General features: G+C 44.0%; 23 protein-coding genes. 10 read left to right on the top strand and 13 right to left on the bottom strand.

The genetic code is table 11. The features are described from left to right. The first annotated feature begins 87 nt into the window (after window positions 1-87). From QQL66_RS08120 to QQL66_RS08105, 4 genes are all read left to right on the top strand, one after another. Window positions 88-1,335, top strand: a complete 1,248-nt coding sequence (locus QQL66_RS08120) for a MotA/TolQ/ExbB proton channel family protein (protein WP_284380617.1) — start codon at window positions 88-90, stop codon at window positions 1,333-1,335. Further along, window positions 1,332-2,048, top strand: coding sequence for an OmpA family protein (locus QQL66_RS08115; RefSeq protein ID WP_284380616.1), 717 nt, complete (start codon window positions 1,332-1,334; stop codon window positions 2,046-2,048). The genes QQL66_RS08120 and QQL66_RS08115 overlap by 4 nt, the downstream gene beginning before the upstream one ends. 11 nt (window positions 2,049-2,059) lie before the next feature. After that, window positions 2,060-2,635 carry a hypothetical protein gene (locus tag QQL66_RS08110; protein WP_284380615.1) on the top strand — a complete coding sequence of 192 codons (576 nt, stop codon included), beginning with the start codon at window positions 2,060-2,062 and terminating at the stop codon, window positions 2,633-2,635. Window positions 2,636-2,925: 290 nt separating this feature from the next. Then, entirely contained in the window at window positions 2,926-3,354 is a 429-nt protein-coding gene (locus QQL66_RS08105) for a response regulator transcription factor (protein WP_284380614.1), read from the top strand. Between the two features lie 36 nt (window positions 3,355-3,390). Here the strand turns inward: QQL66_RS08105 and QQL66_RS08100 are convergent, their stop codons facing one another. Together QQL66_RS08100 and QQL66_RS08095 are read right to left on the bottom strand one after the other, a co-directional pair. After that, window positions 3,391-4,152 (bottom strand): chalcone isomerase family protein, encoded by a 762-nt coding sequence (locus QQL66_RS08100; RefSeq protein WP_284380613.1) that lies wholly within the window; start codon window positions 4,150-4,152, stop codon window positions 3,391-3,393. A gap of 440 nt (window positions 4,153-4,592) precedes the next feature. Continuing rightward, a complete protein-coding gene (locus tag QQL66_RS08095; protein ID WP_284380612.1) occupies window positions 4,593-5,147 on the bottom strand; it encodes a hypothetical protein in 555 nt (184 codons plus the stop codon). A 333-nt stretch (window positions 5,148-5,480) separates the two neighbouring features. Between QQL66_RS08095 and QQL66_RS08090 the strand changes: the two genes are divergently transcribed. Further along, window positions 5,481-6,308 (top strand): sulfite exporter TauE/SafE family protein, encoded by an 828-nt coding sequence (locus QQL66_RS08090; protein WP_284380610.1) that lies wholly within the window; start codon window positions 5,481-5,483, stop codon window positions 6,306-6,308. A 38-nt stretch (window positions 6,309-6,346) separates the two neighbouring features. Here QQL66_RS08090 and QQL66_RS08085 read toward each other — a convergent pair whose 3' ends face one another. The 8 genes from QQL66_RS08085 to QQL66_RS08050 all read right to left on the bottom strand — a co-directional run bounded on the left by QQL66_RS08085 (window position 6,347) and on the right by QQL66_RS08050 (window position 15,019). Next, window positions 6,347-9,508, bottom strand: a complete 3,162-nt coding sequence (locus QQL66_RS08085) for a pilus assembly protein (RefSeq protein ID WP_284380609.1) — start codon at window positions 9,506-9,508, stop codon at window positions 6,347-6,349. A gap of 12 nt (window positions 9,509-9,520) precedes the next feature. After that, entirely contained in the window at window positions 9,521-10,000 is a 480-nt protein-coding gene (locus tag QQL66_RS08080) for a pilus assembly PilX family protein (protein ID WP_284380608.1), read from the bottom strand. Continuing rightward, the gene (locus QQL66_RS08075; RefSeq protein ID WP_284380606.1) at window positions 10,000-10,989 is read right to left on the bottom strand and encodes a PilW family protein; all 990 of its coding nucleotides are present in this window, start codon (window positions 10,987-10,989) and stop codon (window positions 10,000-10,002) included. Before QQL66_RS08075 ends, QQL66_RS08080 begins: the two co-directional genes overlap by 1 nt. Window positions 10,990-11,000: 11 nt before the next feature. After that, the gene (gene pilV, locus QQL66_RS08070) at window positions 11,001-11,555 is read right to left on the bottom strand and encodes a type IV pilus modification protein PilV (RefSeq protein WP_284380605.1); all 555 of its coding nucleotides are present in this window, start codon (window positions 11,553-11,555) and stop codon (window positions 11,001-11,003) included. Between the two features lie 14 nt (window positions 11,556-11,569). After that, a complete protein-coding gene (locus tag QQL66_RS08065) occupies window positions 11,570-12,103 on the bottom strand; it encodes a GspH/FimT family pseudopilin (protein ID WP_284380604.1) in 534 nt (177 codons plus the stop codon). A gap of 5 nt (window positions 12,104-12,108) precedes the next feature. Continuing rightward, window positions 12,109-12,504, bottom strand: a complete 396-nt coding sequence (locus QQL66_RS08060; protein ID WP_284380602.1) for a type IV pilin protein — start codon at window positions 12,502-12,504, stop codon at window positions 12,109-12,111. 298 nt (window positions 12,505-12,802) lie between these two features. Continuing rightward, window positions 12,803-13,315, bottom strand: coding sequence for a hypothetical protein (locus QQL66_RS08055; RefSeq protein ID WP_284380601.1), 513 nt, complete (start codon window positions 13,313-13,315; stop codon window positions 12,803-12,805). Between the two features lie 180 nt (window positions 13,316-13,495). Beyond that, a complete protein-coding gene (locus tag QQL66_RS08050) occupies window positions 13,496-15,019 on the bottom strand; it encodes a methyl-accepting chemotaxis protein (RefSeq protein ID WP_284380600.1) in 1,524 nt (507 codons plus the stop codon). A gap of 382 nt (window positions 15,020-15,401) precedes the next feature. Between QQL66_RS08050 and QQL66_RS08045 the strand changes: the two genes are divergently transcribed. Next, window positions 15,402-16,142, top strand: a complete 741-nt coding sequence (locus QQL66_RS08045) for a substrate-binding periplasmic protein (RefSeq protein WP_284380599.1) — start codon at window positions 15,402-15,404, stop codon at window positions 16,140-16,142. A 129-nt stretch (window positions 16,143-16,271) separates the two neighbouring features. Here the strand turns inward: QQL66_RS08045 and QQL66_RS08040 are convergent, their stop codons facing one another. Together QQL66_RS08040 and QQL66_RS08035 are read right to left on the bottom strand one after the other, a co-directional pair. Next, window positions 16,272-19,466 (bottom strand): efflux RND transporter permease subunit, encoded by a 3,195-nt coding sequence (locus tag QQL66_RS08040; RefSeq protein ID WP_284380598.1) that lies wholly within the window; start codon window positions 19,464-19,466, stop codon window positions 16,272-16,274. Between the two features lie 150 nt (window positions 19,467-19,616). Continuing rightward, window positions 19,617-20,930, bottom strand: a complete 1,314-nt coding sequence (locus tag QQL66_RS08035; RefSeq protein ID WP_284380597.1) for an efflux RND transporter periplasmic adaptor subunit — start codon at window positions 20,928-20,930, stop codon at window positions 19,617-19,619. Between the two features lie 160 nt (window positions 20,931-21,090). Here QQL66_RS08035 and QQL66_RS08030 point away from each other — a divergent pair, with 160 nt between their 5' ends. Both QQL66_RS08030 and QQL66_RS08025 read left to right on the top strand, forming a co-directional pair. Next, on the top strand, window positions 21,091-22,089 hold the full coding sequence (locus QQL66_RS08030; RefSeq protein ID WP_284380596.1) for a LysR family transcriptional regulator: 999 nt from the start codon (window positions 21,091-21,093) through the stop codon (window positions 22,087-22,089). A 97-nt stretch (window positions 22,090-22,186) separates the two neighbouring features. Next, window positions 22,187-22,618, top strand: a complete 432-nt coding sequence (locus QQL66_RS08025; protein WP_284380595.1) for a hypothetical protein — start codon at window positions 22,187-22,189, stop codon at window positions 22,616-22,618. Window positions 22,619-22,652: 34 nt separating this feature from the next. On the opposite strand, the gene QQL66_RS08020 is transcribed toward QQL66_RS08025, so the two are convergent. Next, window positions 22,653-23,522 carry a LysR family transcriptional regulator gene (locus QQL66_RS08020; protein WP_284380594.1) on the bottom strand — a complete coding sequence of 290 codons (870 nt, stop codon included), beginning with the start codon at window positions 23,520-23,522 and terminating at the stop codon, window positions 22,653-22,655. Window positions 23,523-23,641: 119 nt separating this feature from the next. On the opposite strand from QQL66_RS08020, the gene QQL66_RS08015 reads away from it, so the two are divergent. Together QQL66_RS08015 and fghA are read left to right on the top strand one after the other, a co-directional pair. Further along, window positions 23,642-24,775, top strand: coding sequence for an S-(hydroxymethyl)glutathione dehydrogenase/class III alcohol dehydrogenase (locus QQL66_RS08015; protein ID WP_284380593.1), 1,134 nt, complete (start codon window positions 23,642-23,644; stop codon window positions 24,773-24,775). Between the two features lie 38 nt (window positions 24,776-24,813). Continuing rightward, window positions 24,814-25,668, top strand: coding sequence for an S-formylglutathione hydrolase (fghA, locus tag QQL66_RS08010; RefSeq protein WP_284380591.1), 855 nt, complete (start codon window positions 24,814-24,816; stop codon window positions 25,666-25,668). Window positions 25,669-25,697: the final 29 nt, after the last annotated feature.

Genomic DNA, 25,697 nt, shown 5'->3' with positions numbered 1-25,697 from the left:
ACGTCTATCTTTGATAGTGCGTGGCTTTTTTTTTGCTTAGAGGTAAGATAAGAGCTCAGTTTTTGACATGTGAATACAGGGATTATTATGGAATTTATTACGGAGATGACCTTAACCAGTCAGATCATCATTGGTGTGATTCTCCTGATGGCGGTGTACTTTCATTTACTCGCCTATAACATGAATACCGTGAATTCAGCCCCGGCCTTACTGACCAGTATTGGTATTTTTGGCACCTTCGTCGGGATCGCTCAAGGGCTTCAGGAATTTGACACGAACCAGATTCAGGACAGTGTCCCTTCTCTTCTTGAAGGTCTTAAAACGGCCTTTTGGACGTCAATCGCAGGTTTGTTTGCCGCCTTAAGTATTAAATTTCGCTATGTCGTGGTAACGCAACCTCGTCAAAAAACCGGGAGAACCAATACGGTGACGTTGGCGGATCTTCATCAGGAAATGGTTAATCTGACGTCTACCTTTAAAGATAAATATGAAGATGGTAACGCTCAAATTGGTCATATGGAATCCAGCGTTGTCCAATCCATCTCCGGGCTGGAAACCTCCCTTTCAAACTATCAAACACACATGGCCAATGCTAATGCCGATGCTTTGGTTGAAGCGATTGGTACGGTGATGCGCGAGTTTAATGTTCGTATCAACGAGCAATATGGGGATAACTTTAAGAAATTAAATGAAGCGGTTGGTCAGATGCTAAACTGGCAAAAAGCCTATCAGGATCAACTAAGCACCTTGATTGAGCAACAGCAGACAACGGCATCTACGATGACAGAAGCGACGCAAGCTTACCAAGTGGTCGTAGAGAAAACTCAGGTGTTTGGCCGAACGGCAGAAGCTTTAGGTGTCATGCTGGATTCTTTGGAAGCACAAAGTAAACAGTTGGATAAATACCTAAAAGGCCTGGATTCAGCCATCGGTGAGGCCGTTCATGGTCTGCCTACATTGGAACACCGGATGTTGTCCCTGACTGAGAATTTAGTAAACAGTATCGAAAAGAGTCAAACCGACTACCAATCTTTGGTTCAGAATGCCGTCAACCAAATGAATCAACAGTTATCCGATGCGCAAACTTCTTTTAGTGGCAAGCTGTTGGAAGAGCAGGACGGGATTCATCAAGCTGTTCAGAAAATGATTGATCGAACAGATCGTCAGGTGCTGAAGCTGGATCAGGCAATGGAAGAAGAGCTTACGCGAGCATTGGAAACCTTTGGTTGTCAGCTCACTGCGCTGTCTGAAAAATTTGTGCGTGACTATACTCCATTGACTGAGAAGTTGCGGGACGTGATCCGAATTGCAGATCAGCAACGGAAGGCCTCATGAGTGATTTCGAACAGAACTACTCAGGCGTAGGGGATTCTCAAGAAGAGCATTGGGTTTCGGTCAGTGATTTAATGGCTGGCTTGATGATGTGTTTCTTGATGATCTCTGTGGTCTTTATGATCAAGGTTCAAATTGAGAAAGAAAAAATCCAAGAAGTTGCGTTGTTGTATGAGAAGTTGAGAACGTCTCTGTATGAGCAGCTGTATGAAGAATTTAAATATGATCTCCCTAAGTGGGGCGCTGAACTGGATAAGAATTTAACCTTTCGATTTATTGATGATCGATTGCTGTTTGATAACGGTAAATCAGAGTTAAAGCCTGAGTTTAAAGCGATTCTAAGAGACTTCTTTCCTCGTTATACCAAAATCATTACCAGCAATGGATATCAGGAAGCAATCACTGAAGTCCGTATTGAAGGACATACCTCGGTTGGTTGGGGGAAGGCAGCAGATGCTGATACGGCGTACATTTTGAATATGAGATTATCCCAAGCTCGGACCAGAACGACGTTAGCGTATCTGCTTCTTTTGCCGGAAGTGTATAAGCAGAAAGAATGGTTGCGTGAACGGCTGACTGCAAATGGGTTGTCATCTTCTCATCCAGTTATCGATGATAATGGTGAATTTGATTCGGTTCGTTCTCGTCGGGTTGAGTTTCGTTTGAGAACCGACGCTGAGTCTCGGATTGCTGATATTCTTGATCGCATTAAATAGGGTTACTGGGAATGAAATTACCTGACTTTGAGCAGTTTGAACCCTTTAATGAGCTCAGAGCTCAAATGGGGGCGAATGAGTTGGGGAGCTTTGAACCCTTTGATCCTCATCTTCAGTTGACCTCTCTTGAAGTAGAGCGTCTTTCAGCTTTATTTATTGATGTGCCATTTAATCGATTACGTAGCCTACCTGATGATACTCTCGCGTATAAAAACTCTCGTGTTTTCGTGTTTGAGAATAAATCGGCACGAGAGGAAGGAATCGGACTGTCCATTTATGATTACCATTTGGCCCATTGTAAGCACTTGAAAGGGGAGACGAAGCCGAAGTTCAATCATTCCTCTCTGGTATATGTTTCTACCCAATTCACCCAAGCTCTTCATAGTATGATCTCTCAGCGTTCGGAAGTAGACTCGTTCGAGTTGCGCCCTTGCTGGGAATGTCTTCATACCTTGCGTCTTAATGGCTTTGATGGCGAAAAGCATCGTAAGCGAATCCACAGTGAGCAAGTATGGCGTACCTTTAATATTACAGATTTCACACAGCAATTTGCTATGTACCCCCTTCCTGAGGAATTGTGGGGATGAGTCAGTCGGTTTTATTACTCTCTACTTTCTGTTCGTTACCTGTTAAAGCTGTCAGACGCAGCACCGTTCTCATGTGTTCTCAAATTGAGCGAATCTGAAGACTCTTCATTTGTAATTCTTTATTGAGTGGAATTACCTACGGTTATGTAGATAAAAGTAGATATTCTATGGTTGTTTTTACTTAAATACCCGTAAGAAATGTAGGTTTATAGGTGCACATCCTTCGAGGTATGTTATGTTTAGAGTATGTCTGGATTTTAAGATCATTCTCTAATCAAACGGGGAACGTGATGAAGCGTGTGCTAATTGTTGATGATCAGGCTTCAATAAAGTTATTCATTAAAAGTATTCTCGATAGTATAGGTGTGCCTATGATTGTCGAGTTTGCTTCGGATGGGCGTGAGGCCATTAAAGCAATTTCCACTGAGCTACCGGATCTAGTGATTACGGATATTTTTATGCCAAGAATGGATGGCATTGAGTTAATCGAACACATACTCCCTCTTGAAAACCGGCCGACGATCATTGCAATCACTGACAGTGATATCCATCATGATGGTACGTCTCTGTACTTGGAATGCGCTAAATTGGTGGGTTCGGATTATTGTTTGAGAAAATGTGATTTGGTAAGTGAGTTGGCTAAACTGGCTAAAGGGTGTTTAAACGGTGAAATGGATGTGGCTGTAACGCAACACTATAAATCCTGGTCCAAAGGGTAGAGGGATAGGAAGAGCTATCCCTCGGTATCAGAGCCTCTAATATGCCAGCTCTACTGAATTATTAATTGCTAATTCGTGCTGATTTCTTTCAATTAATGTTGACCCATCTAACTTATTGCTCATGTATTGAGTAAGTAAGACCTCTTGTTCTTCGGTCATGTTAATGACGGGAGTTTTGAACCCTAATAAAGCGTCTTTGAAATCCCTGCTTGGTGGGCGGTCACCAGCCATGGCTTTTAGCATGGCATTAAATATATTTTTACCATTGATAGTGGTTTTACGTTCTTCATCAATTTTGATGATCGTAGCGTTTCTCAATGAATCGTAGTTGAGGCTCACTAGCGTCCCGACATGATATTTGCCTTTTAACGATGCGAGTAGAGCATTTATCTCCGGTTGTAGCTTGGTATATTCATCGTCGTTTAACGTAATGATCAGGTCATTTCTTAATAATCGCTGGAAGCGGCGATGGCTTAACGAATCATCCATAATGATGAGCTGCAATTCTTTTGATCCGTCATTAGAGAGAAGAACGGCTGTATTAGGAAAGCTATCTTGGGTATATAGACTGGCAATATAGATAGGGTGGTTGTCTCGATACCGCATGGCGCTGCCCACATGATTAATCGATATATTGTTGTCTGTGAACGTTTCGCTGGCGGGTGGCCAGTATGCGGCTTCTTCACTAGCGGTCGCTTGTCCATAGGCTAAACATAACACTGAAAACATTCCGACCAGAACAGACTTGAATTTCATTGAATGAGTCTTGTACCCATTAGCACATATTACCTTGTCCATTAGGTTTCCTCTTGGGATGACTAAGTTGTACTTCTGATATTCAATATATGTAACTTAATTAAGTTTGTAGAGGTCGGAATCTGGGACACCAAATGCGAAATATGAGACGCGTTTTTTTATCAAAACTGTGAGATATTTCCTTAATTATAAAGGGATTTTTCTGTCCTGAATTGGTCCTAAAGGTTGGGGTGTTCTAATGAATTTGGTTGGGATTTGAGTGATTTGAGAAAGACTTAACTGAACTAGTGAGACTAGATTAACACTCTATAATCCTCTTGGTTTAGTCCGGGTTTACAGGGGGTAAGTATATGCTTACAGATTGATGGTATGTTTTCTGTTTGAATACAATATCGCTGTTGGCAGTCGCTGGATTAATGAATACTGGATAAAAGAAAAAGGCCTCAGATGAGGCCTTTTCTTTGGGATTTCAGAGGGAGAGCTTAAAAAAGCTCGTCTCCGAATTCGTCATTGTTGTCAGCCTTGGATGGGCTGCTCTTAGACATATTGGGTTCCGATGAACCCAACTCTCTCAATCGGTCTTTTCCTTTCTGGCGGATCGCATTGAGGAGTTGATTGTAGTGTTCGTACCAAGAGCGTGCGCCTTTAATCATTCGGGATTCATCACGCATGCTGTTTTGCATGATATGAACCAATCGTAAGAAGTCTCGTTGGCTTTCTATGGCTGCTTCTCTTGGAATGCCAGAGGAACTGACACGTTGTTGTTCAAGGAGTAGTAGTTGAGCCGTTAATTTCTCAATGTTGGCCTGTTGCAGAGCTAGGGTGTTAGTTAACTCATCAGTTTGGGTCGTGGTGGCAAACTCGACTTCGGGTTGATCTGATAGAAGATAGGCTAGGGTTCCCACCCCAAGTAACAAGATAAAGCTAAGGCCGGACAGCACAGTAACTACCATTTTCAAGCTGTTGTTCTTCTTTTGAAGTAGTTGAATTTGTTGTTCTTCTGTCAGCTCTTCTTTTTCTTTGCCTTCGTCTGCCATTCTGATACCTGTATCGTTTTCTTAAGTGGTAGTGGTTTATCGGCCGGAACTGAAAAAATTTAATGAGTAATCTAAATAAGATAGCTGAATTTGTTCATAAATCAACCTAATAGCTAGGTCTAGAGCTTTGATTTAATGAGTTATTTTCTTTAGGTGTTATTGAAGGCCATTGAGATTTCTCTAAAGTTGCGCAGGTTGTTATGAATAGGTCGTTGTTTGAAGGGATATATTTTAAGCACTTTATGGGAGTTACTGCTTGATATAACGGTCTTAGGTAGAGGTTAACTGTTACTGACTTGTAAATTACATGAATGCTAAAGAAGGAGTTGTTGATTGGCACTTATTGTTGGATTAATTATAGGCTTGGTATTAGGTTTAACTGGGGCGGGAGGTTCAGTCTTTGCGGTTCCTTTGCTCATTATTTTACTGGATTTACCCATGCAACAGGCTATCGGAATTTCTCTCGGTGCTGTTGCTGTTAGTGCGTTATTTGGCACGATTACTCGATTAAAATCCGGAAACATCTTATGGTTGCCCGCACTTGTATACTCAGTTTTAGGCGCTGCGACTGCACCTATAGGCAATGTTGTTAATCAGAGTATTGATGAAGTAACGTTGTTAATTTCTTTTGCCTTGCTGGTTGTGATGATTGCGGCCCGGATGTGGATTCAAGCCCAAAGAACTCCTGAAGATACCAAAGCTATTCGTGCTCAGTGGTCAGCAGATAAATCTGAGCAAGAGGCATTATGTCGAGCTGCTGGCAACCAACCTTTTTCAATTGGTTTTTCTTGTATTTTAGCAATGAGTGGTGGCGCTGTTCTGACAGGTCTTTTATCAGGCTTATATGGCGTTGGTGGTGGCTTTTTGATTGTTCCTACACTGATTTTTCTTATACAGGTATCCATTCAGCAAGCTATTGCGACTTCTTTGGTGGTGATCTCTGTTATTAGTAGTTCTGGCTTTATTACCTATCTTCTTTCTGGCGCAACCGTTGAGAGCAAAACATTGGCTTTAGTTTGTTTTGGTGGTGTCTCTGGAATGGTTGTTGGGCTATTAACAAGTAAAAGAGTTAATGGCCCGACCTTACAAAAGAGCTTTGCAGGAGCAATGCTCATCATGATGTGCATTACCTTGATGGTTAAGCTCTTTTTGAGGGCATAAAAAAAGCTCTGCAATTGCAGAGCTTTAAAAGTGAGACGTTAGTCATCGACTTGTTTAGACCAGAAGGTCCGGGTTCGTTTGTTGAGCTCAGACTGAGACTCGTTAACTTCAGTTCCAGAAATAATAGCTTCCACTAACTCTCCATCAACGTCAACGATAACGTGTACAGGTGGTGGTGGGTAACCACCACCAGGTACTTCATAGCTTCTATCATCTGACGTTAAACCTGTTGATTGATCGTTCTCAGTGACTGCCGTCGCATTTGTTACACTAATTTGATAAATACGAGCAATTCCAAGGTTTGCATTACATGAAAGACCACTAGTATCCGGTTGGTTTGTGTTGAAGTATGCGACACCAGCAAGTGAGGTTACGTGGCTCACTGTTTTTTCTCCTACTCCAAGCTCTATATACCAACCGTTAGCAGAATCGAGTAAAGCGATTTCAGCCGTTGTGTCGGAGCCTTGTTGAATAAGATTATCCGTGGCATCGTACATACTGCTCATTTGTATAGGTGAAAGTTGCGCAGACAGTAAACTTGTGTACCGATCTTTAAACATATACATGTAATTTTTGACACCGGTATCAAACGGATGCTCACGGTCGCCAGAACCAACCAGTATTGCGTGATATTTACCTGTAGAGTCCTCGGCAGCAACAACATCAACTCGATACAGAAATTTTCGTCCGTCATTACTTGAGTCGCCATCAAAGTCATTACTGACATTAGCTACATGGGTGACTTTCCAGTTTGAAGGTGTTGGATCAAATTCTGTATCAACCCTCCAGATGTTTCCTCCTGTATCCGAGGCATAAAGTCTGTCCGCGTATCCATTGTTATTAATATCTAAAACAGCAACTCTTCCAACGATAGGGTATTTCATACCTGTTTCTGTTACATCATCGCTTGCTGAAGGACCAATGCTTGCTATGACATTCCCGTTCAACGCATCCACGACAAAAATAGATCGGCCAGTTGTTGCTGTACCTGAAGAAGCTGTTGGTATTCCATTGGTTCTGGCTCCAGAAGAATCTGGTCCTTGGTCTTCGGCAGAGCTGTCATAACCGCCACCAAATACAAGAACGGGATTACTGTGACCTGCTATATGAGTAACTTCGATACCAGACCAGGTTTGTCCTAACTCTGCGTAATCTCCCGTTCCACCATTAATGATAAATTGAATTTTCGGGGATAGAGGATTAGTTACGTTCAGCGCATATATATTATTGCCACCTCTTCGCATCGTTAGATACAGAATAGCGGTATCGCCAGAGTCCATGGCTCCGTCACCACCGTCATCAGTATATGCGGTTATATCTCCGTCAATGAACCAGGGCTTATCGGGGCTGCCAAAGTCATTGCTACCTTCATTGTTTCTGAGAGCTTCAAGTTTATCGAAATATGCGGACTCATCCCCAGGGATAAAGCCCCATAGCTCTCTACCTGCATTACCTCCTGACAATCCTCCTTGAACGGCACGAAATACACCATCATTGGCCCCATAGTAGACTATGATATTGTTTCCATCATCGTAGTTGATGATAGCTGGTTGAGAGTGTAAAACGTCACCGTGAACTGATGTCCGAACCGCGCTTGTATCCCATGGAGGTTCATCATTATTGTTTTGTTCAAGCGTGGTCAGGGTTGTGTCATCTTTGTCAGAAGTATTATTTGCACCATATACCCAGTCCACCATCGTGGAGCTTAGAGGCGTAGTGGTTAAATTAAAAACGTCTAATGTAGAGTTGCACGTTGTACAGGTATATAAGGTTCTACCGGTATTTGTGGTACTGATATAGTTCTTTCTAATTAGTTGTGCCACCCCTCCTTTTTCAACAAACTCGCCATCAGGTGAGTCACTTCCCTGACCATCTCCTCTTGGGCTGTAATCGAAGAATGTTGAGTCCTCGGTCCAGAAGCTTTTAACGTTAGAGTTAACAAAACCAGCACTAGGATCTCTAACCGTTTTGCTAGGTGCTGAAGAATCTACGAGTTCCAGGCCTCCAGTACTATTACGACCTATTTGGTATAGTTTTAAGTTGCCATACCAGCGAGGTTGTCTGTCTTTGTCTGGCTGAAAGACCCCCATGTACACTTGGTTAAGATTCGTTCCTCGGGTATTTACCGATACAGGCAATGCACTGGCAGCAAAGACGGAAGATCGATCTGAAATTTTATTCAAGATCGTTTGCAGAGCTGCGACAACATCGTCAGACTTGGATGCAGTGTAATAATCCCCCTTACCTTGAGCTGCAACACTTTGAAGAAGTGCTCTAGCACCATCGAAGTTTTGGCTACCCGGTTTATTGTTTCCTTTAAGAACAGTTTCGTCATACACATCAATGACGTGTGTAAATACGTTTTGTACACCGCCTAGTGGCTCGTTCATATCTGCATTTGCCATATAGCGGGCAAATTCATCAACCCAGTTAGTTTGGTATTTAGATGCGGATAACGAAATTTGTGAGGATTCTGCACCAAAGTCTTTTAGTCTATTTTCTGCTTTGGTATTTTCACCACTATCTGGTGCACCATTAGCAAGCAGGATAATGTAATTGCCTGAGCACGCTGTATTTAGATTGATTGGACTAATATAGTCGCCAGCTTGATCTGTACCGAGAGAATACTTATCCCAAGGGTCTGTTTTGCTTGATTCAGGGGTCATTCCACCAAAATAGAGCCGAGACTCACTCATTGACATAGCGTAAGGTGCGTTATTTGCCTTTTCTATAGCTTCTTGATCAGAAAGGAAGCCCTTAATGGTATAACCAATAATATCTCCATTTGTATCGGTTACGGGTTCAAGAGATAAATCGTCTGCATTGTTGTAGAGGAGATGTGCATATGTGTCTTTAAGAGTAGCGTCTAAATTTTGTACTCTGTTTATGAGCTTCATACCTTCTACATTTGTACCACTGCTGCCGCCTCCTGAGCCTGAGTCTGCAAAGATACCGATCCCTAAGTTGATGCTATCGGTATCCATTGACATGATAACTTTATAGAGAGCTTCGTGTATGAGGATTTTCTTGGTTGTACCCCCACTCTCTGCATCCCAATTCGCCGAATTATCTATGAGTATTAAAACGTTAGGTTTGTTCGTAGATACAAGTGGATTGGGCTCGAAAATATCAGTATCTGCACTATAACAGCTCCAGCTTAATGCTAATGCGGTAGTGAAAGAAATTAGATGTTTGAACATGTTTCTCTTCCTCTATGGACAAAGTCCGGCTGGACTGTTAAAGCGAACACCTTGTGTCATTTTTGTTGTAGCTCCAGTTACTGAGGAGGCAACTTCTATATCAAATTCAAAGTAATTTGTTTCAGGAACGGAGTCAGCCGTTAATGAATAACCATCAATGATATGAGAATAGGTGCAGCGGATGTTTAAGACAGAGACCGTGTATTCGCCTTGATTTAGACTGCCGTCATCAATTTTATAAATGGTTCCTGCAATTTGTTCATTGGCAGCGGTCTCAAAGGTATCTATGCCATTTAATAGACTTTCTATGACTTCTAAAGCCACTTGCTCCGCTTCCATTGTGTTTATTTGGTTTCTTATTATTTGTTGGTTCACATTATTTACATTTACCATTGCAATAGCTGAAATTGATAATACAAGAACCATTATAAGAGACAGTAAAAGCACGGCCCCTTCTTGGGATTGCTTAAAAGGTGACGAAGGAATTTTCATTAGCTTTCTCTCTTCATCGCAATATTATTTACTCGTGTGAGATTCATAAATACACGTCGCTTATATTTCTCACCTAAACTGCTGCCGCTCACAAATCCAAACCGGCCCAAGTCATAAAGTTCGCTGTCAGTTAGTTCATTTGATTTGTCATTTGAACGAACCAGAGCGTAAAATTTTATGGCTACAGTATTTTGGATTTCTTCATCCGTAGGCGAAGTAACATAAGCATCATCGGCACCTGGAGTGCTTTCATTTGGTATGCCATTACCTGAACGGTCAATACCAAATTCATATTGAAGTTGTTCTACACCTTCAGAGATTACAACACTAACGAATTGTCCATCATGAAGCTCTAATCGTTTTAGTGTTGGGCTATCAGTGGAGCTGGAGGTGTTACTACAATCCGTCTCTCTGCATGGACTGACATAATATATATGGACTAAATACTGACGAATTTCTTCTGTTTCAGCTTTATTAGTAAAAGGGAATTGCGTTGCAACTGTTGATTTTAGAATATTGTAGTCGTCGTAAGTGGATTGAATATGGTATTCATTAGGAAGAGGAGAAGCTGGGTCTTCTTCTACAGAACTTGCTCGTCGGATGATAATTACATCAGTATTTGGTTCAATTTGGATGTCACAAGTAGTTTTGCCGGCAAAATCAAGACTAGTGGTGTCGTTGTATATTTGAACTGGAAAAGCAAGCGTATCGTTAAGATTGCTTAGATCACAAGGATCTGGTGCAGTATCACCTTTTGGTATGTCGGCTAGAGCACCATAATAACCAGCGTTGGCAATGTCATTTTTTAGAACTTCGTTTAAAAACCTTCCGTTCTCTGTAAGTTCAATGGCTTTCATACCTTCTCTGTTCATTTTGTTGCTTGTAATAACAGCAGACATTATTGTCAGGCTTAGCGTTAGTCCAAGCACTGAACCTATCATCAACTCTATTAATGTAAGGCCTTTTTGGTGTGAGAAAGTTGGCATCATTGTGTTCACCATTAGTTGTCCAGATCTGCAAAGGCGATGGTATAACTTAACACTCTTCGGCTATCGGCTGGATAGAGTGTGCTAGCGCATATGTTATCCGAGCTAACTGTATCAACCAATCCTTGCCATACAACGCTTACTGTATAGTCACCGGTAGTTGCATCTTCGGCTACACATCCTCGTGCACTTAATAGAGCACCACCTTGGTTCTCTCCCTTGAGTAGGTCATCCCAAAAGTTCAGGTCGTTTACTGCTTGTGTTTGTGTTTCAAGTGTTCCTGAGCTTGTACAAGTGAAACTACCAGAAGTACCTGTTCCTACATAAGGCGTCCCATGTGATCCTAGAATAGTTATATAACAGCCTCTGGCATCTCTATTTGTTTGAATGGCTTCTACCATGTAGCTGAGTATTCTTGCTGCTTGTTCTCGTTGATCCATTTCAACATTCATTTGGACACCTCTGTTCTGCATCCCAATAAAGCCAAGAATACCGAGAGCAAAAATTAATAATGCTACTAGGGTTTCCACCATGCTAAAGCCTTTTGAGTGCATAAGGTGGTTAGGCATGATATTGCTCTTTATCATGGTTCACAGTTCCCCTCTGAAATGATTTTTGGGAAGCCATTAGAACTGACCTGAATGGTGCGTTTTGTGACATAAGAGCTCTCATCTTTGTCACAAATTACAATTTCAATATCGGATGTGGTAAGTGGAATGCGGCCTTGTCGGTTATATTTGACGTCACCTGATAATCCGGATAGCTTAACTGGTCTATCATTTTGGAACACATATAAACAATCGTCCTCAGGAGAGCTATCAATACAGTCTTCAAAGCTTCGATTTTCATTCGATGAAATTGCCCAGCCTCCTGTATATCCCTCTGTTGATGGAATCATAAATACATCTTCGTTTCGCTTAACTGCTTCACTTCGTGTCATGAGTAGTGAAGACTGCAGCTGGTGCGCCATAAGACGAACATCTTCGTTGGGTGTGTAATTTCTTAGGGCTGTATAACCACCAGTAAAAAGAATACCCATAACAACTAAACTCACCATTAGCTCCACTAGCGAAAAGCCTTTGATGGTTTGATTTGTTGATGTACCGAGACTCTTCATCGCTATTACCACTTTGCTGCTGGGGCTTTAACGCCAAGATGGTTTAGTGTCAAATTGCCGTCTGAAGCCATTATGCCTGTAGATATTGGTGTCGCTGTAATTAGGTAGTTTGGGACAGTATTAGAACTAATAGAAATCGTAAACGTATAGTTATCAATTACTTCATTCGAAGCAGTAACATTTAAATCCGTTAGAGTTGTTGTATACGCTCGATTGTCCTGAAGATAATTCGCTTCTTGACTTGCAAGTTCTAGCATGTAGCTTTGAGCTGAATTTCGGATACCTTCTTTAATGAAATCTTGATAGCTGGGATAAGCAACGAACCCTAAAATGCCAATAATTGCTACAACGACAAGTAGCTCGATAAGTGAAAACCCTTGATGTGAATTCTTGAGACTCATGTACTTCGTCCTATGGGAAATAGTCATACTTCTTACTTCACTTATTATAAAAAAGTGCGTAAGTCTTGAGGTGCCTGAATGGCAACGATATTAGGGCTAACCGGACAGGCGGTCTGAATTCAGGTGTATGTGGCTTTTTGTTGTGTTTTTTTGGACAATCAATTCGTATCATGGAATATAGATTAGAAGATAAGTGTGATTTTTATCACGGAATAGTGGTCGAAAATACTACAAAGAAAATAATAAATAGTATTGAGGATTGGTGGTAACTATAACAAAAGCTTAGCTAATTTCTATACTATTCATTCGATACAAGCCAATAATTTGTATTATCTTTTTTCTCTCCTTTTGAACGAATGCGTTGAACATGAATTTCTTCCACAAAGAACAGGTGGTCTTTTTTTAAACCGGTTGCTATGGCTTTGAGGTATTCAAGCTCACCATAGAATTCCAGGTTGGTATCTCCTGAGAGCATCATGGTGGTGCTGGAATCGGGCGTGCTCTCATCAACGATGATGGAAAATTCGCCTTTCGAGTCTTTATATTGAAGTAGTAACGCAACCGGTTTGTCCGGTGGGTTTTTGAAAGAGAGCCAGACAGCCGTATTGAATTGTCGGATATGTTTTTGTTTAGGGTTTACTTTGGGTTGAGGTTCTGATTTGGTTTTGCCTCGAAGAAGCTTAAAGAAGTCCAATCGGGACTTTTGATCAAAAGGATCTTTGCACTCTGGAACATCAAGAAATTCTGATCGCGGCACATTTAGAAGTAGGGTGATGTCACGTAGGAATCTGGACGGAATACTGTTATTCATTAGGTGCCTCAATAGAGCTTGGTTGAGTCCCTGCCTGAGATAAGTTCTTCCCTATTCATTGCTAAGTTTAGGTGACTTTGTCGTGAAAATGCGTCCGTTTATCGTAATTGAGCCGTGTAATGAGCGTACTTGATGAGAACCATGCAAGTACGCCCGCCCGAGTGGATGTTTGAGAAATAATTAGACTTTAAACTGTCCGAGTTGATTACGGATTTCTTGAGTCAGGTCTGCCAGTCGGATACAGGATTCTTCGGTGTTTTTAGCTCCGTTAGCAGCCTCATCGGCAATCTCTGCAATACGAGTCACGCTGTTGCCAATCTCTTCTGAGACGGCCGTCTGTTGCTCTGATGCGCTTGCAATCTGTGTACTCATGTCGTTAATGGTTGAAACGGCACTGACGATTCCGGCAAGAGACTCTTCTGTTTTATTTACTTCTTCGACGGTACTTTCACCCTTGGCTTTACTGCTTTCCATGACCGCAACGGCACTCTGGGCTCCGGTTTGAAGTTTATCGATCATTTGTTGAATTTCTTCTGTGGTCGATTGAGTTCGGCTGGCAAGGGTTCGTACTTCGTCGGCAACCACCGCAAATCCTCGGCCTTGCTCTCCTGCTCGGGCAGCCTCAATCGCGGCATTCAGTGCCAGTAGGTTGGTCTGTTCGGCAATGCTTTGAATGACATCAACCATTGAGGTGATGTTACTTACGTCGTTTTCAAGGTTGTTGATAACTTTGGCTCCGGTGTCAATTTCACCTGCTAAATGGCCAATAGCATCAATTGAGGCGGTTACAACACTCTTAGCCAATAAGGCTTCATCGTTGGCGTGATGAGCTGCTTCAGCCGCTTCTGACGTGTTCTGTGAAATATTGTGCGCTGTGGCGCTCATCTCATTAATTGCAGCCGCTACCTGATCTGTTTCCTTGGACTGTGCCTGAACCCCCGCATTGGTTGTTTGAGCTACTTCTAACAAGTCTTGTGTCAGTTCAGACATATGGTTCATAGAACCAACCACTTGCTGTACCAGATGTTGGATCTTATCCACAAATAAATTGAAGTGGTTTGCAACCACACCCACTTCATCTCTTCTGTTGGCATTGAGACGGCGAGTGAGGTCTCCTTCTCCTTGAGAAATATCACTCAAGGCATTGCCAATCTCTGCGAGTGGACGAATAACGATAAGTCGCATCAGAAACGTAATGGTTGCAACCAGCAGTACAACCATCACGATTAATTGAATTAATGTTCTTTTTAGCGATTGATCCAGTAAGTTATCGATCGCACTTTCATCTATCAGAATGACAACTTTACCCACTTTACTGACGGAACCTGAGTCATCGAACTCAAGCACTGTCTGCTTGGTGAGGCCGGCATCTGCGGGAAGTTTCTTTACGTCTACGATTTTTTCAAATTCATTGACCATTCTACCCATGATGATTTCTTTGGTGTCATAGACGAATACACCTTTAATCTCACTGGCGCTGACTTCCGATTCGACGATGCTAACCATTTGATCTGTCTCAAAGTTCCAGAGAGTCGGTGGCAAACTCTGTTTCAAACGCCCCAATACCGCATTTGTTTGCTTATCAAGGCTGGCCCGTAAGGCATTGCCTGTTTGGGTTTGGTTATAGGCGCCAAATGCAACCAATAAAGTAATCACTAGGGCACTGGCTAAAAGATTGAAACGCAAGCTAATTGAATTTTTCACAGAAAACCTCTGATGCAACTTTTAACAGGTTTATTCTTGGAGAATGGAATTGGCTTTCCATCCAATATTTCTTTTCCTGTGTCATGTTTAATCGACTACTTTTGCAAGATCTTTAAAGAAATCATTAAAAAGTTGTCATTTCCGTTGCTGAAATGCCTAAGTATTAGGGGCTTTATCGACCATTGTTTAGGGGCGATATCTCAAAGTAACAGTAGCAGATTTTTAGTAGTGCGTGATTTAACCGATGTTTACCCAGATGCACTATCTGAGCATTAAGTATTAGCCTAATCATGAAATTTCACAAAGTTTTGCTAGCCTTAATAACGTTGATATTCATCGACATAGCTATGCAATAACCATAAAGATCTTGGAGAAGTAACGCATGAGAGTATTCAGTGCCATCTTAACTTTGGCTATTCTATTACTACCTAATTTATTGAAAGCTGACACCATCAAATTAACCTCATTGGAGTGGCCGCCGTATACCAGTGCATCTATGAAAGAGCAGGGTGCCAGTGTAGCGGTCGCTAAGGCTGCATTTAAAGCGATGGGGCATGAACTGGTGGTTGAATTCTATCCTTGGAAGCGTGCAGTTCATTTGGCTAAAGAAGGCCAGTTCGACGGATATTTTCCTGAGTACTATTCAGAGGAGTTAAAACAGGATTTCGTATTATCTGAACCTATGGGGTCCGGGCCGCTAGGATTTGCAGAGTTAACCTCTAAGCCTATCAGCTGGTCAACGTTGGAAGACTTAAAAAAATTCAAAGTGGGTGTGGTGAGTGGCTATGTGAATACCACTGATTTCGACAAAATGGTTGCAGAAAAAGCCATTAAAGCCAGTGAGGCCAGTGATGATGTGAAGAACCTGTTAAAGTTATCCACAGGGCGCACTGAGCTAGCCGTGGTGGATCAAAACGTACTGAGTTATCTATTGGCGTCAGACCCTAAGCTGAAAGCACAGGCGGGTAAGATACAGTTCAACTCGACTTTGCTTGAAGACAAGCAACTGTATGTGTGTTTCAAAAAAGGCGCTCGAGGTGAGAAGCTGGCGGGCATTCTTAATGAAGGGCTGAAGAAAATAGACGTCGCAGCGATTATGAAAGGCTACTTGGAATCGCTCTAAAGATTCAAAATGAATGATAAGAGAATGAAGCACCCAGCCTGGGGGTAAGGGATCGGGAATTGGCCGGGGCTTCAAGAAGGAGAGTGACTGGATTGAATATTCAACTTCAACCAGTCACTGCATTCACAATCAAGCCGCTATTTGAGGCTGATTAGAGTCGTTTTTAGACGCAGGTGAGGGTTGACCTTCCTGTGCTTTGTTGTCGTGCTTTCGGCGTAACAAGTAATAGAACACAGGTGTCAGTACCAGACCAAAGACGGTGACGCCAATCATGCCTGAAAACACAGCAACGCCCATTGCTTGTCGCATTTCAGCCCCTGCACCCGTAGAAAACACCATAGGCACAACCCCCATAATGAAAGCGATGGACGTCATTAAGATAGGCCGTAAACGGAGTCTTCCTGCTTCTTTAATGGCTTGGATCACAGTCATGCCGTCGTCTTGCAATTCTTTAGCAAACTCGACGATGAGGATTGCGTTTTTCGTTGCTAAGCCCACCAGAACGATAAAGCCAATTTGGGTGAAGATGTTATTGTCGCCACCATACAAAATCACACCCGTCATCGCTGATAAAAGCGTCATAGGCACAATCAGAATGATCGCAAGTGGCAGACTGATACTCTCATACTGTGCTGCCAGAACAAGGAACACCAGAATCACTACTAACGGGAACACCAGAAGTGCAGCATTGCCTGCCAGGATTTGCTGATAGGTTAAATCCGTCCACTCGTACTCCATACCGATCGGTAATGTCTCTTCAAGAATGCGCTCGATCGCTGCCTGAGCTTGACCCGAACTGTACCCCGGAGCAGGTGCACCATTGACTTCTGCAGTGGTGAAACCGTTATAGTGCATTACTCGGTCAGGGCCAGCACCATGAGTCACATTTAAGAATGAGCCCAATGGAATCATGTCGCCGTTTTGGTTGCGTACTTTTAACTGGCCGATTTGGTCTGGTTCTTGTCGGAAACTTTCATCCGCCTGAACATTGACCTGATAAGTCCGGCCAAACTGGTTGAAGTCATTTACATAGATGGAACCTAAGTAAGCTTGCATTGTGGTAAACACTTCATCCACCTGAACGCCCTGGCTTTTCGCTTTGGTTCGATCAAGATCTACTTCCAATTGGGGTACGTTTACCTGGAAACTACTGAAGTTACCGGTCAACTCTGGGGCAGCCCAAGCTTTCATAATGACTTCCTGAGTGACCCGATATAACTCTTCGTAACCTAAGTTGCCCCGATCTTCGATCTGTAGGCGGAAGCCGCCGATGGTGCCCAAACCGGATACCGGTGGTGGCGGGAAGATCGCAATAAAGGCTTCCTGAATCGACGCGAACTGTCCATTTAATTGACCTGCAATAGCAAAGGCTGACAAGTCTGGAGTGGTACGTTCGCTGAAGTCTTTCAGTGTCACGAAGACAATACCGCTGTTAGGGCTGTTGGTGAATCCATTGATGTTCAGACCAGGGAAGGCAACAGCTGATTCCACACCTGGATGCTTCAATGCAATATCTGACATTTGACGAATCACGTCTTCGGTACGCTCTAAAGAGGCGGCATCCGGTAACTGGGCAAAGGACACCAGATACATCTTGTCTTGCCCTGGAACATAGCCTGTCGGTGTAGTGCTGAACTGATGGTAAGTTAAGCCCATCAAACCACCGTACAGTAAGAGTACAATGCCGCTCAGACGAATTAACTTGCCAATACCAGCGGTGTAGCCTTTTGCACCCCAGTTAAACAGCTTATTGAACGGGCCGAATAACCATTTACCAAATAAGAAATCAATCAAACGACTTAACCAGTCTTTCTTCGCATGTTCGTCTCGCAACAGCAATGCAGACAAGGCTGGGCTTAATGTCAACGAGTTGATGGCCGAGATGATGGTTGAAATGGTGATGGTTAAGGCGAACTGTTTGTAGAACTGCCCGGTTAGGCCAGACATGAACGCCGTAGGAATAAATACCGCCATCAATACCAGGGTGGTGGCAATGATCGGACCGGTTACTTCGGTCATGGCTTTCTTCGTCGCTTCACTCGGAGACAGACCTTCGCTGATGTTACGTTCGACGTTTTCTACTACTACGATGGCGTCATCTACGACGATCCCGATGGCCAGAACCAACCCAAACAAAGACAAGGCATTAAAGCTGAAGCCCAACAAATGCATGATGGCAAAAGTACCAACCAACGAAATAGGAACCGCAACCAGTGGAATGATCGAGGCACGCCACGTTTGCAGGAAGAGTACAACCACCAGTACTACTAACAGGATGGCTTCGAATAGGGTGTTAACTACCGCTTCAATAGAGCCTCGAACAAACACTGTCGGGTCATAGACGATGGAATAGTCCACCCCTTCAGGAAACGCTTTTTTTAGCTCGGCCATGGTGGCTCGAACGTCATCAGAGATCTGAATGGCATTTGAGCCAGGCGCCTGGAAGATAGGGATGGCCACAGCCGGTTGGTTGTTCAGTAAAGAACGCAGTGCGTAGAAGTCCGAGCCCAGTTCAATACGGGCTACGTCTTTCAAACGGGCGATTTCGCCGTTCTCACCTACCTTGATGATGATTTCGCCAAATTCCTCTTCGGAGGTCAGACGGCCTTTTACATTAATTAGCAACTGAAATTCATTGCTGCCAGACGGTTGAGCCCCTAAAGAACCTGCTGCAGCTTGCTGGTTTTGCTCACGAATCGCACCCACAATATCGCTCGGGTTGAGGTTCAATGCAGCCACTTTCTCAGGGTCTAACCAGATACGCATGCTGTACTCACCCGCACCAAACAGGCGAACATCACCAACGCCTTCGATTCGGGCCAGTTCATCTTTTACTTTTAGGTGTGCATAGTTAGACAGATAAAGCATGTCGTAACGGTTATCGGGTGAGGTTAAATGCACCACCATGGTTAAATCCGGAGAGGATTTCTGGGTGACGACACCGAGACGTTGGACTTCTTGTGGCAGTCTTGGCAATGCACGATCCACCCGGTTTTGAACCAGAGTTTGAGCTTTATCGACATCGGTGCCGATTGCAAAGGTAATGGTCAGGGTCATACGACCGTCTGAAGTGGCTTGTGATGACATATAGAGCATGTCTTCAACGCCATTAATTTCCTGTTCTAACGGCGAAGCCACGGTATCCGCAATGACCTTAGGGTTTGCGCCAGGGTAGTTAGCTGATACAACGACAGTCGGTGGTACAACTTCAGGGTACTCGGTGATTGGAAGCTTCCACACCGCTAAAGCCCCTGCGATGAAAATCATCAAGGAGAGAACGCCCGCAAAGATCGGGCGGTTAATAAAAAACTTCGAAAAATTCATGCGCTCTTCTCTTAAAAAGCTGAAAAGGTTTACTCTGCGATTAGATCTGAAAGGAATAGAACCCGATGATTAAGTCGTTGAATAAGACTTCTCTAACGACGTGGCACCGAATTCTATTTTCCTTCCTAAAGGTCATGCTTACCGTTGAGGTTATAGATGACCCTGTTTTGGCGCTTCTTGATTGATTTGATTGGCAGGCACCTGTGCTGTAAGCAATGTTGTAGTTTCAGCGTTAGGTACTTCCAGGCCAGATGCGATTAGGATGCGATCTACCTTGGCCTGAATTCGCTGTAATTGCGCTAACTGCTCAGGTGAGGCCATCTCGGCAACTTCCGGGTTGACGGGTGTACCAGGGCGAACGCGCTGTAAGCCTTTCACAACAATGCGCTCACCTGGATGTAAACCATCAGAGATGATCCGTAAACCATTCACTTTTTCACCCAGGGTAACAGGTCGATATTGAACGGTGTTGTTTTGATCCAGAACCAGAACAAACTTGTTGTTCAAATCTGTACCGATGGCTTTATCGTCAATCAGAATGCCTTGATAGCTGGCACTGCCGATCAGTTGCAGGCGAGTAAACAAGCCTGGTGTGAACAGGCCACTTTCATTCTGGAATACAGCCCGACCACGAATAGTACCGGTTGCAGGATTGATGCGGTTATCCACAAAGTCGATGTGACCTTGATGAGGGTAGTCGCTTTCATTAGCCAGAGCCATAAAAACTGGGTTATGAGATTCGCGATCGTCCGCTCGGCTGCCTTCTTTAGCCAGTCTGGTGTACTTCAAGTACGTATTCTCATCGGCATCGAAGTAAGCGTACACTTTCTCGGTAGATACCAGTGTGGTTAGGATAGTCTGACCGGCGCCTACATAGTTGCCCTTGGTGACTTCCGCTCGGGAAACACGACCTGTGATCGGTGCTTCGACACGGGTATAGCTCAAGTTTAGCTCAGACAATTCCAAAGCTGCTTCAACTGATTGAACGTGCGCGCGCGCTTGTTGAAGCTCGGCAAATCGGTTGTCGTAATCTTCTTTAGACAAAGCATTCTGAGATGTCAGACGCTTGGTGCGGTTATAAGCTAATTCAGCCAGTTTTAACTGGCTTTGAGCGTCGGTCAGTTCCGCTTTCAAACGTTTTACTTCCGTTTTGAATGAGCGGCTGTCTATGTAAAACAAAGGATCACCGGCGTGAACGATTGCACCTTCTTCAAAGGCAACGCGTTCGATGTAGCCTGAAACACGAGGACGAAGCTCAACACTTTCAGGCGCTTCAAGGCGACCTGTGAACTCATCCCACTCGGTGAGGCGTTCATGTAAAACTTCCGCTACGGTTACGGTGGGTGCGGGAGGCTGATGAGACGTTTGCTTCCCTTCAGTCTCTGCTGGTTCCTGGCTGCATGCACTAAGCACCGCCATACTGGTAATAACTGCAAATAACTTCAAAGTACGTTGAAGTGGCATATTCGATCCCCCCAGATCATATTTTTCTAAGGATTGGATTATGCAACTGGCAAAACTATAAATATAATTATATTTTTTAATGGTAATCATCATAAAAATTGATGATTTATTTTCATGGGATAGAAAATGAATTATTTGGTCAGGAAAATTGGAGAGTTTTTTGTATAGCGAGAGTAAGAAAATGCGCCATCAGGATCTAAATTTACTGGTAATTTTTGACGCAATTATGACCGAAGGGTCAATAACCAGGGCCGCTGATCGATTAGCATTGACTCAGCCCGCTGTGTCGAATGCGTTGTCCAGAATGCGCTCAGTATGGAAAGACGAATTGTTTGTAAAAGATGGCCGAAACATTCGTCCGACGGTTTACGCTCAAAATCTTTGGTCCCAAGTTCGTGAACCTTTAAATAATCTGGAACAGGCGATTGATCAGGGCAGTTTTGATCCTGCTTCTGCCACCCGAACGTTTCGAATTGCTTCGGCTGATGCATTAGTGGATGTGATATGGCCAAGACTTCGAAAGTTGATTGAAGCAGAAGCGCCTGGAATTAATGTCCATGCCATTCCCTATACGATCACCAATGCCAGTAATCTATTGAATGCCGCCGAAGTGGATATGCTGATCGGTGCCAATGTCCTGGGCGATTCCGTCATCCAAACCGATTATCTTTACACCCCTTGTTATGTCTGTGTGATGAGACAGGGCCATCCCTTGGCAAAAGCGGATTTAACCTTGGAAGAGTTTGCGTCGGCAGATCATCTGTTGGTGTCTTTGTCTGGGGATACCACAGGAGTGACAGATCAGGTATTGGTTCAGCACGGATTAAAGCGTCGTATTGCAATGTCGGTGAATCACTTTTCTGCAGTTACCCCTTTGCTGAAACAAAGTGATCTCATCGCAATGATGCCGTCCACCACCATTGAGAATGCTATCTTTAATAAAGAGTTAGCTGTGGTTCAGCCTCCCCTGGAAGTGATGGCACCTCAATTGTCCTTGTGTTGGCATAAACGTCAGGAACATGATCCGGGGTTAAAGTGGTTGAGAAAGCATGTAAGTTGCTTTGTAAAAGAACATGCTGAGCTACATTATAAAATGCTCGAACAACGAATTTGTAAGGATGGTAATTGCGATTCGAAGGGTAGGAAATCCGCTAGCTGATTGGACTTTGCTAGACTGGAATAAGGTAAGACCTTAGTAGGGAACAGTTAACCTCTGTGGATGTATCACCGTACATCCTTTGTTGTAGGGTTGTTGTATGTTTGTTGATACTACTTGCTCGACTCGGAACTGTGTCTGTAATGGGCTTGTCGTGTTGCTAGTGATGTTTAGTTCTATGACGATGGCGCTGGATGAGTTTACCTATCAATGCCAGGCCGAGGCGGGGGCGGGTATTGAGCATACCGGAAAAGGGAATATTGCGGCCAATCTGTACGATGTTTCTTCCTTAAAGTTAATGCTGACAAATAAAACCGGGCAATGGCAGGTATGGGAGAATGATGATTCTGAACCCATTTTTGCCAACTGCCAAAGCCAATATCGCTGCGAACCCAAAGAGGGGTTTTATGGCGTCTTTTATATGACCAAAGATCATCTTTTTACTTACATTATTCAAAAAGCCTACGGTTCGAATTTGGAGCGCCAGATCGTGTTCACATTCAAGGGGATGTGTACTGAGGTCGAACTCTGAGAGATCAATATTTCCTTTCCAGAAGAGCATCCAGCTACGCCAGTTGTTCTGAAATATACGCAAGGAGTACCTGCATTTTAGGGGAGAGGTATTGCCTTTGCGGGTACAGTGCCCAAACGGCTTCCGAGTCGTCCTGATAAGAAGAAAGTACTTCAACCAGTTCGCCTGAGGCCAGCAATGGTGCAACGTAGAAATCAGGTAGTTGCGCCAATCCTAAATGTTTACGAGCTGCGTCTAATAGCGCCGGGCCACTGTTGCATTTGATTCTGCCGTGGACACTCAGATTCCTCGTTTTACCGGCTTCTTTAAAACGCCACTGTTCCAGTGTGCCCATCAGACAATTATGTTGACTGAGTTCTGACAGTGCGTAAGGCGTTCCACATTGATCCAGGTATTTGGGCGTAGCACAGACATGGAGTCTTCGGTTGGCCAGGCGTTTGGCAATAAAGCTGGAATCCTTTAATTGTCCTAGCCGAATCGCCAAGTCGATGCCTTGATCTATTAGATCCAGTTTTTGGTTAGTGAGGATTAACTCCACTTCCAAGTCCGGGTACTTCACCAGAAAATCATTGACCAAGGGCGCAATGATTTGTTCTCCATAAGTAACGGGTGCCGTCAGTTTAATCAGGCCTTTGGGTTTGGATTGCATTTGACTGACAAGGAGATCCGCGTTTTCGAGCCCGCTTACCAAGGCTTTGCACTCTTGATAATACAACTGGCCTGCTTCGGTTAAAGACACCTTTCGAGTGGTACGATTAATCAGTTTAACCGCTAACCGGGCTTCAAGCGCTGCCACTTTACGGCTTATCTGGGCCGGTGAGGTTTTCAGTCTTTGCGCAGCGGCGGTGAAACCTTTCTGTTCAATGACACAGACAAACTCGCTGATTCCATCCCAACACGTCATAACAATTATTTCATATATGTAATAAATATTTTCAATTATTGCTGATTATTATTTTTATGGAAATAAATATACTGCTCATTCATTGTTAGAAACCTAATTCTTTTTTCATGAGGCGAATCATGACTGACCAATTTATCAAAGCCAAAGCAGCCGTAGCCTGGGCCGCTAATGAACCATTAAAAGTAGAAGAAGTGGATGTAATGTTGCCAAAAGCCGGTGAGGTGTTGGTTAAGGTGATTGCCACAGGTGTTTGTCATACCGATGCGTTCACGCTGTCGGGTGAAGATCCGGAAGGGATTTTTCCTGCGATCCTGGGTCATGAAGGCGGCGGTATTGTAGAAATGGTGGGTGAGGGCGTCACCAGCGTGTCAGTCGGTGATCATGTGATTCCGCTGTACACCGCAGAATGTGGGGAATGTAAATTTTGTACTTCGGGGAAAACCAACCTATGCCAGGCGGTTCGTGAAACCCAGGGCAAAGGTCTGATGCCGGATGGCACAACCCGATTCTACAAAGACGGTGAACCTATCTACCATTACATGGGGTGCTCTACCTTTTCCGAGTATACGGTTCTACCAGAAATTTCTTTGGCTAAGGTGAATAAAGAAGCTCCGTTGGAAGAAGTGTGTCTGTTGGGGTGCGGTGTTACAACGGGTATGGGCGCGGTGTTGAATACTGCGAAGGTTCAGAAAGGTGACACCGTGGCTATTTTTGGTCTGGGTGGCATTGGTTTGTCCGCCATCATTGGTGCTCGTATGGCCGGTGCTGGTCGCATCATTGGAATTGATATCAATGAAAGTAAATTTGAATTGGCTCAGCAATTGGGCGCGACGGATTGCATCAATCCAAACACGTTTGATAAGCCGATTCAGGAAGTCATTATTGAGATGACCGACGGTGGTGTCGATTTCTCGTTTGAGTGCATTGGCAACGTTAATGTGATGCGTCAGGCGTTGGAATGTTGTCACAAAGGTTGGGGCGAATCGGTCATTATTGGTGTGGCGGGTGCAGGCCAGGAAATCTCAACTCGTCCATTCCAGTTGGTGACGGGGCGGGTATGGCGTGGCACTGCATTCGGTGGTGTGAAAGGCCGTTCTGAATTGCCTGGTATTGTAGAAAAATATTTGGCGGGTGAATTTGGATTGCAGGAATTCATTACCCACACCATGCCTTTGGAAGAGATTAATAACGCCTTTGATTTGATGCACAAGGGTGAAAGTATTCGAAGTGTTATTCATTTTGATCACGACTAGGGGGTAGGGCGCCTATGGGCGCCCGCACGGATATGACTATGGACATTGAACATGTAAGTCAGGCCAAGGTTTTTAACGGTTGGCACAAGCAATATCGTCATTCATCTCTGGTGTTGGGATGTGAGATGCGGTTTGCTATTTTCTTACCTTCCTGCGCTACTCAAGACACGCCGGTTCCGGTGCTCTATTGGTTGTCCGGGCTAACCTGCACTGATGAAAACTTCATGCAAAAAGCCGGCGCGTTTCGGATGGCGGAAGAATTGGGGATTGCCATTGTTGCACCGGATACCAGCCCTCGTGGAGAGTCCGTGCCGGATGATCCTGATGGAGCTTACGACTTTGGACTAGGCGCTGGCTTTTATCTGAATGCGACTCAGGCGCCTTGGTCCGAGCACTACCATATGTATGACTATGTGGTGAACGAACTGCCTGCGTTGATTGAGGCGACGTTTCCTGTCTCATCCCTTAGATCCATCAGCGGACACAGCATGGGTGGGCACGGTGCGTTGACGATCGGTATTAAGAATGCAGATCGTTACCAGTCTATATCGGCGTTCAGTCCGATTACCAATCCAATGAAATGCCCTTGGGGACAAAAGGCGTTCACTAACTATCTGGGGCCAGATCAGGATACGTGGAAAGCTTATGATGCCTGCTCTCTATTAGAGAGTAACGGTTGTGCCTTGCCGATTCTGGTAGATCAGGGGGACAGTGATGGTTTTTTGGAAGAGCAATTAAAGCCTGAGCACTTACAGTCAGCCGCTGGAGCAGCACAGGCTCAGTTAGAGCTAAGGATGCAACCAGGCTATGACCACAGCTATTTTTTCATCCAAAGTTTCATTGAAGACCATTTAAAATTTCATGCGAAGTATTTAACCCAGGGTGAAGGCTAATGAGCCTTACTCAGGCTCTCTGTACTCTT

Origin of the sequence: Litoribrevibacter albus (assembly GCF_030159995.1) — a bacterium.
In the GTDB taxonomy this organism is placed as follows: domain Bacteria; phylum Pseudomonadota; class Gammaproteobacteria; order Pseudomonadales; family Litoribrevibacteraceae; genus Litoribrevibacter; species Litoribrevibacter albus.
This window is presented reverse-complemented; position numbering and strand designations above follow the sequence as displayed.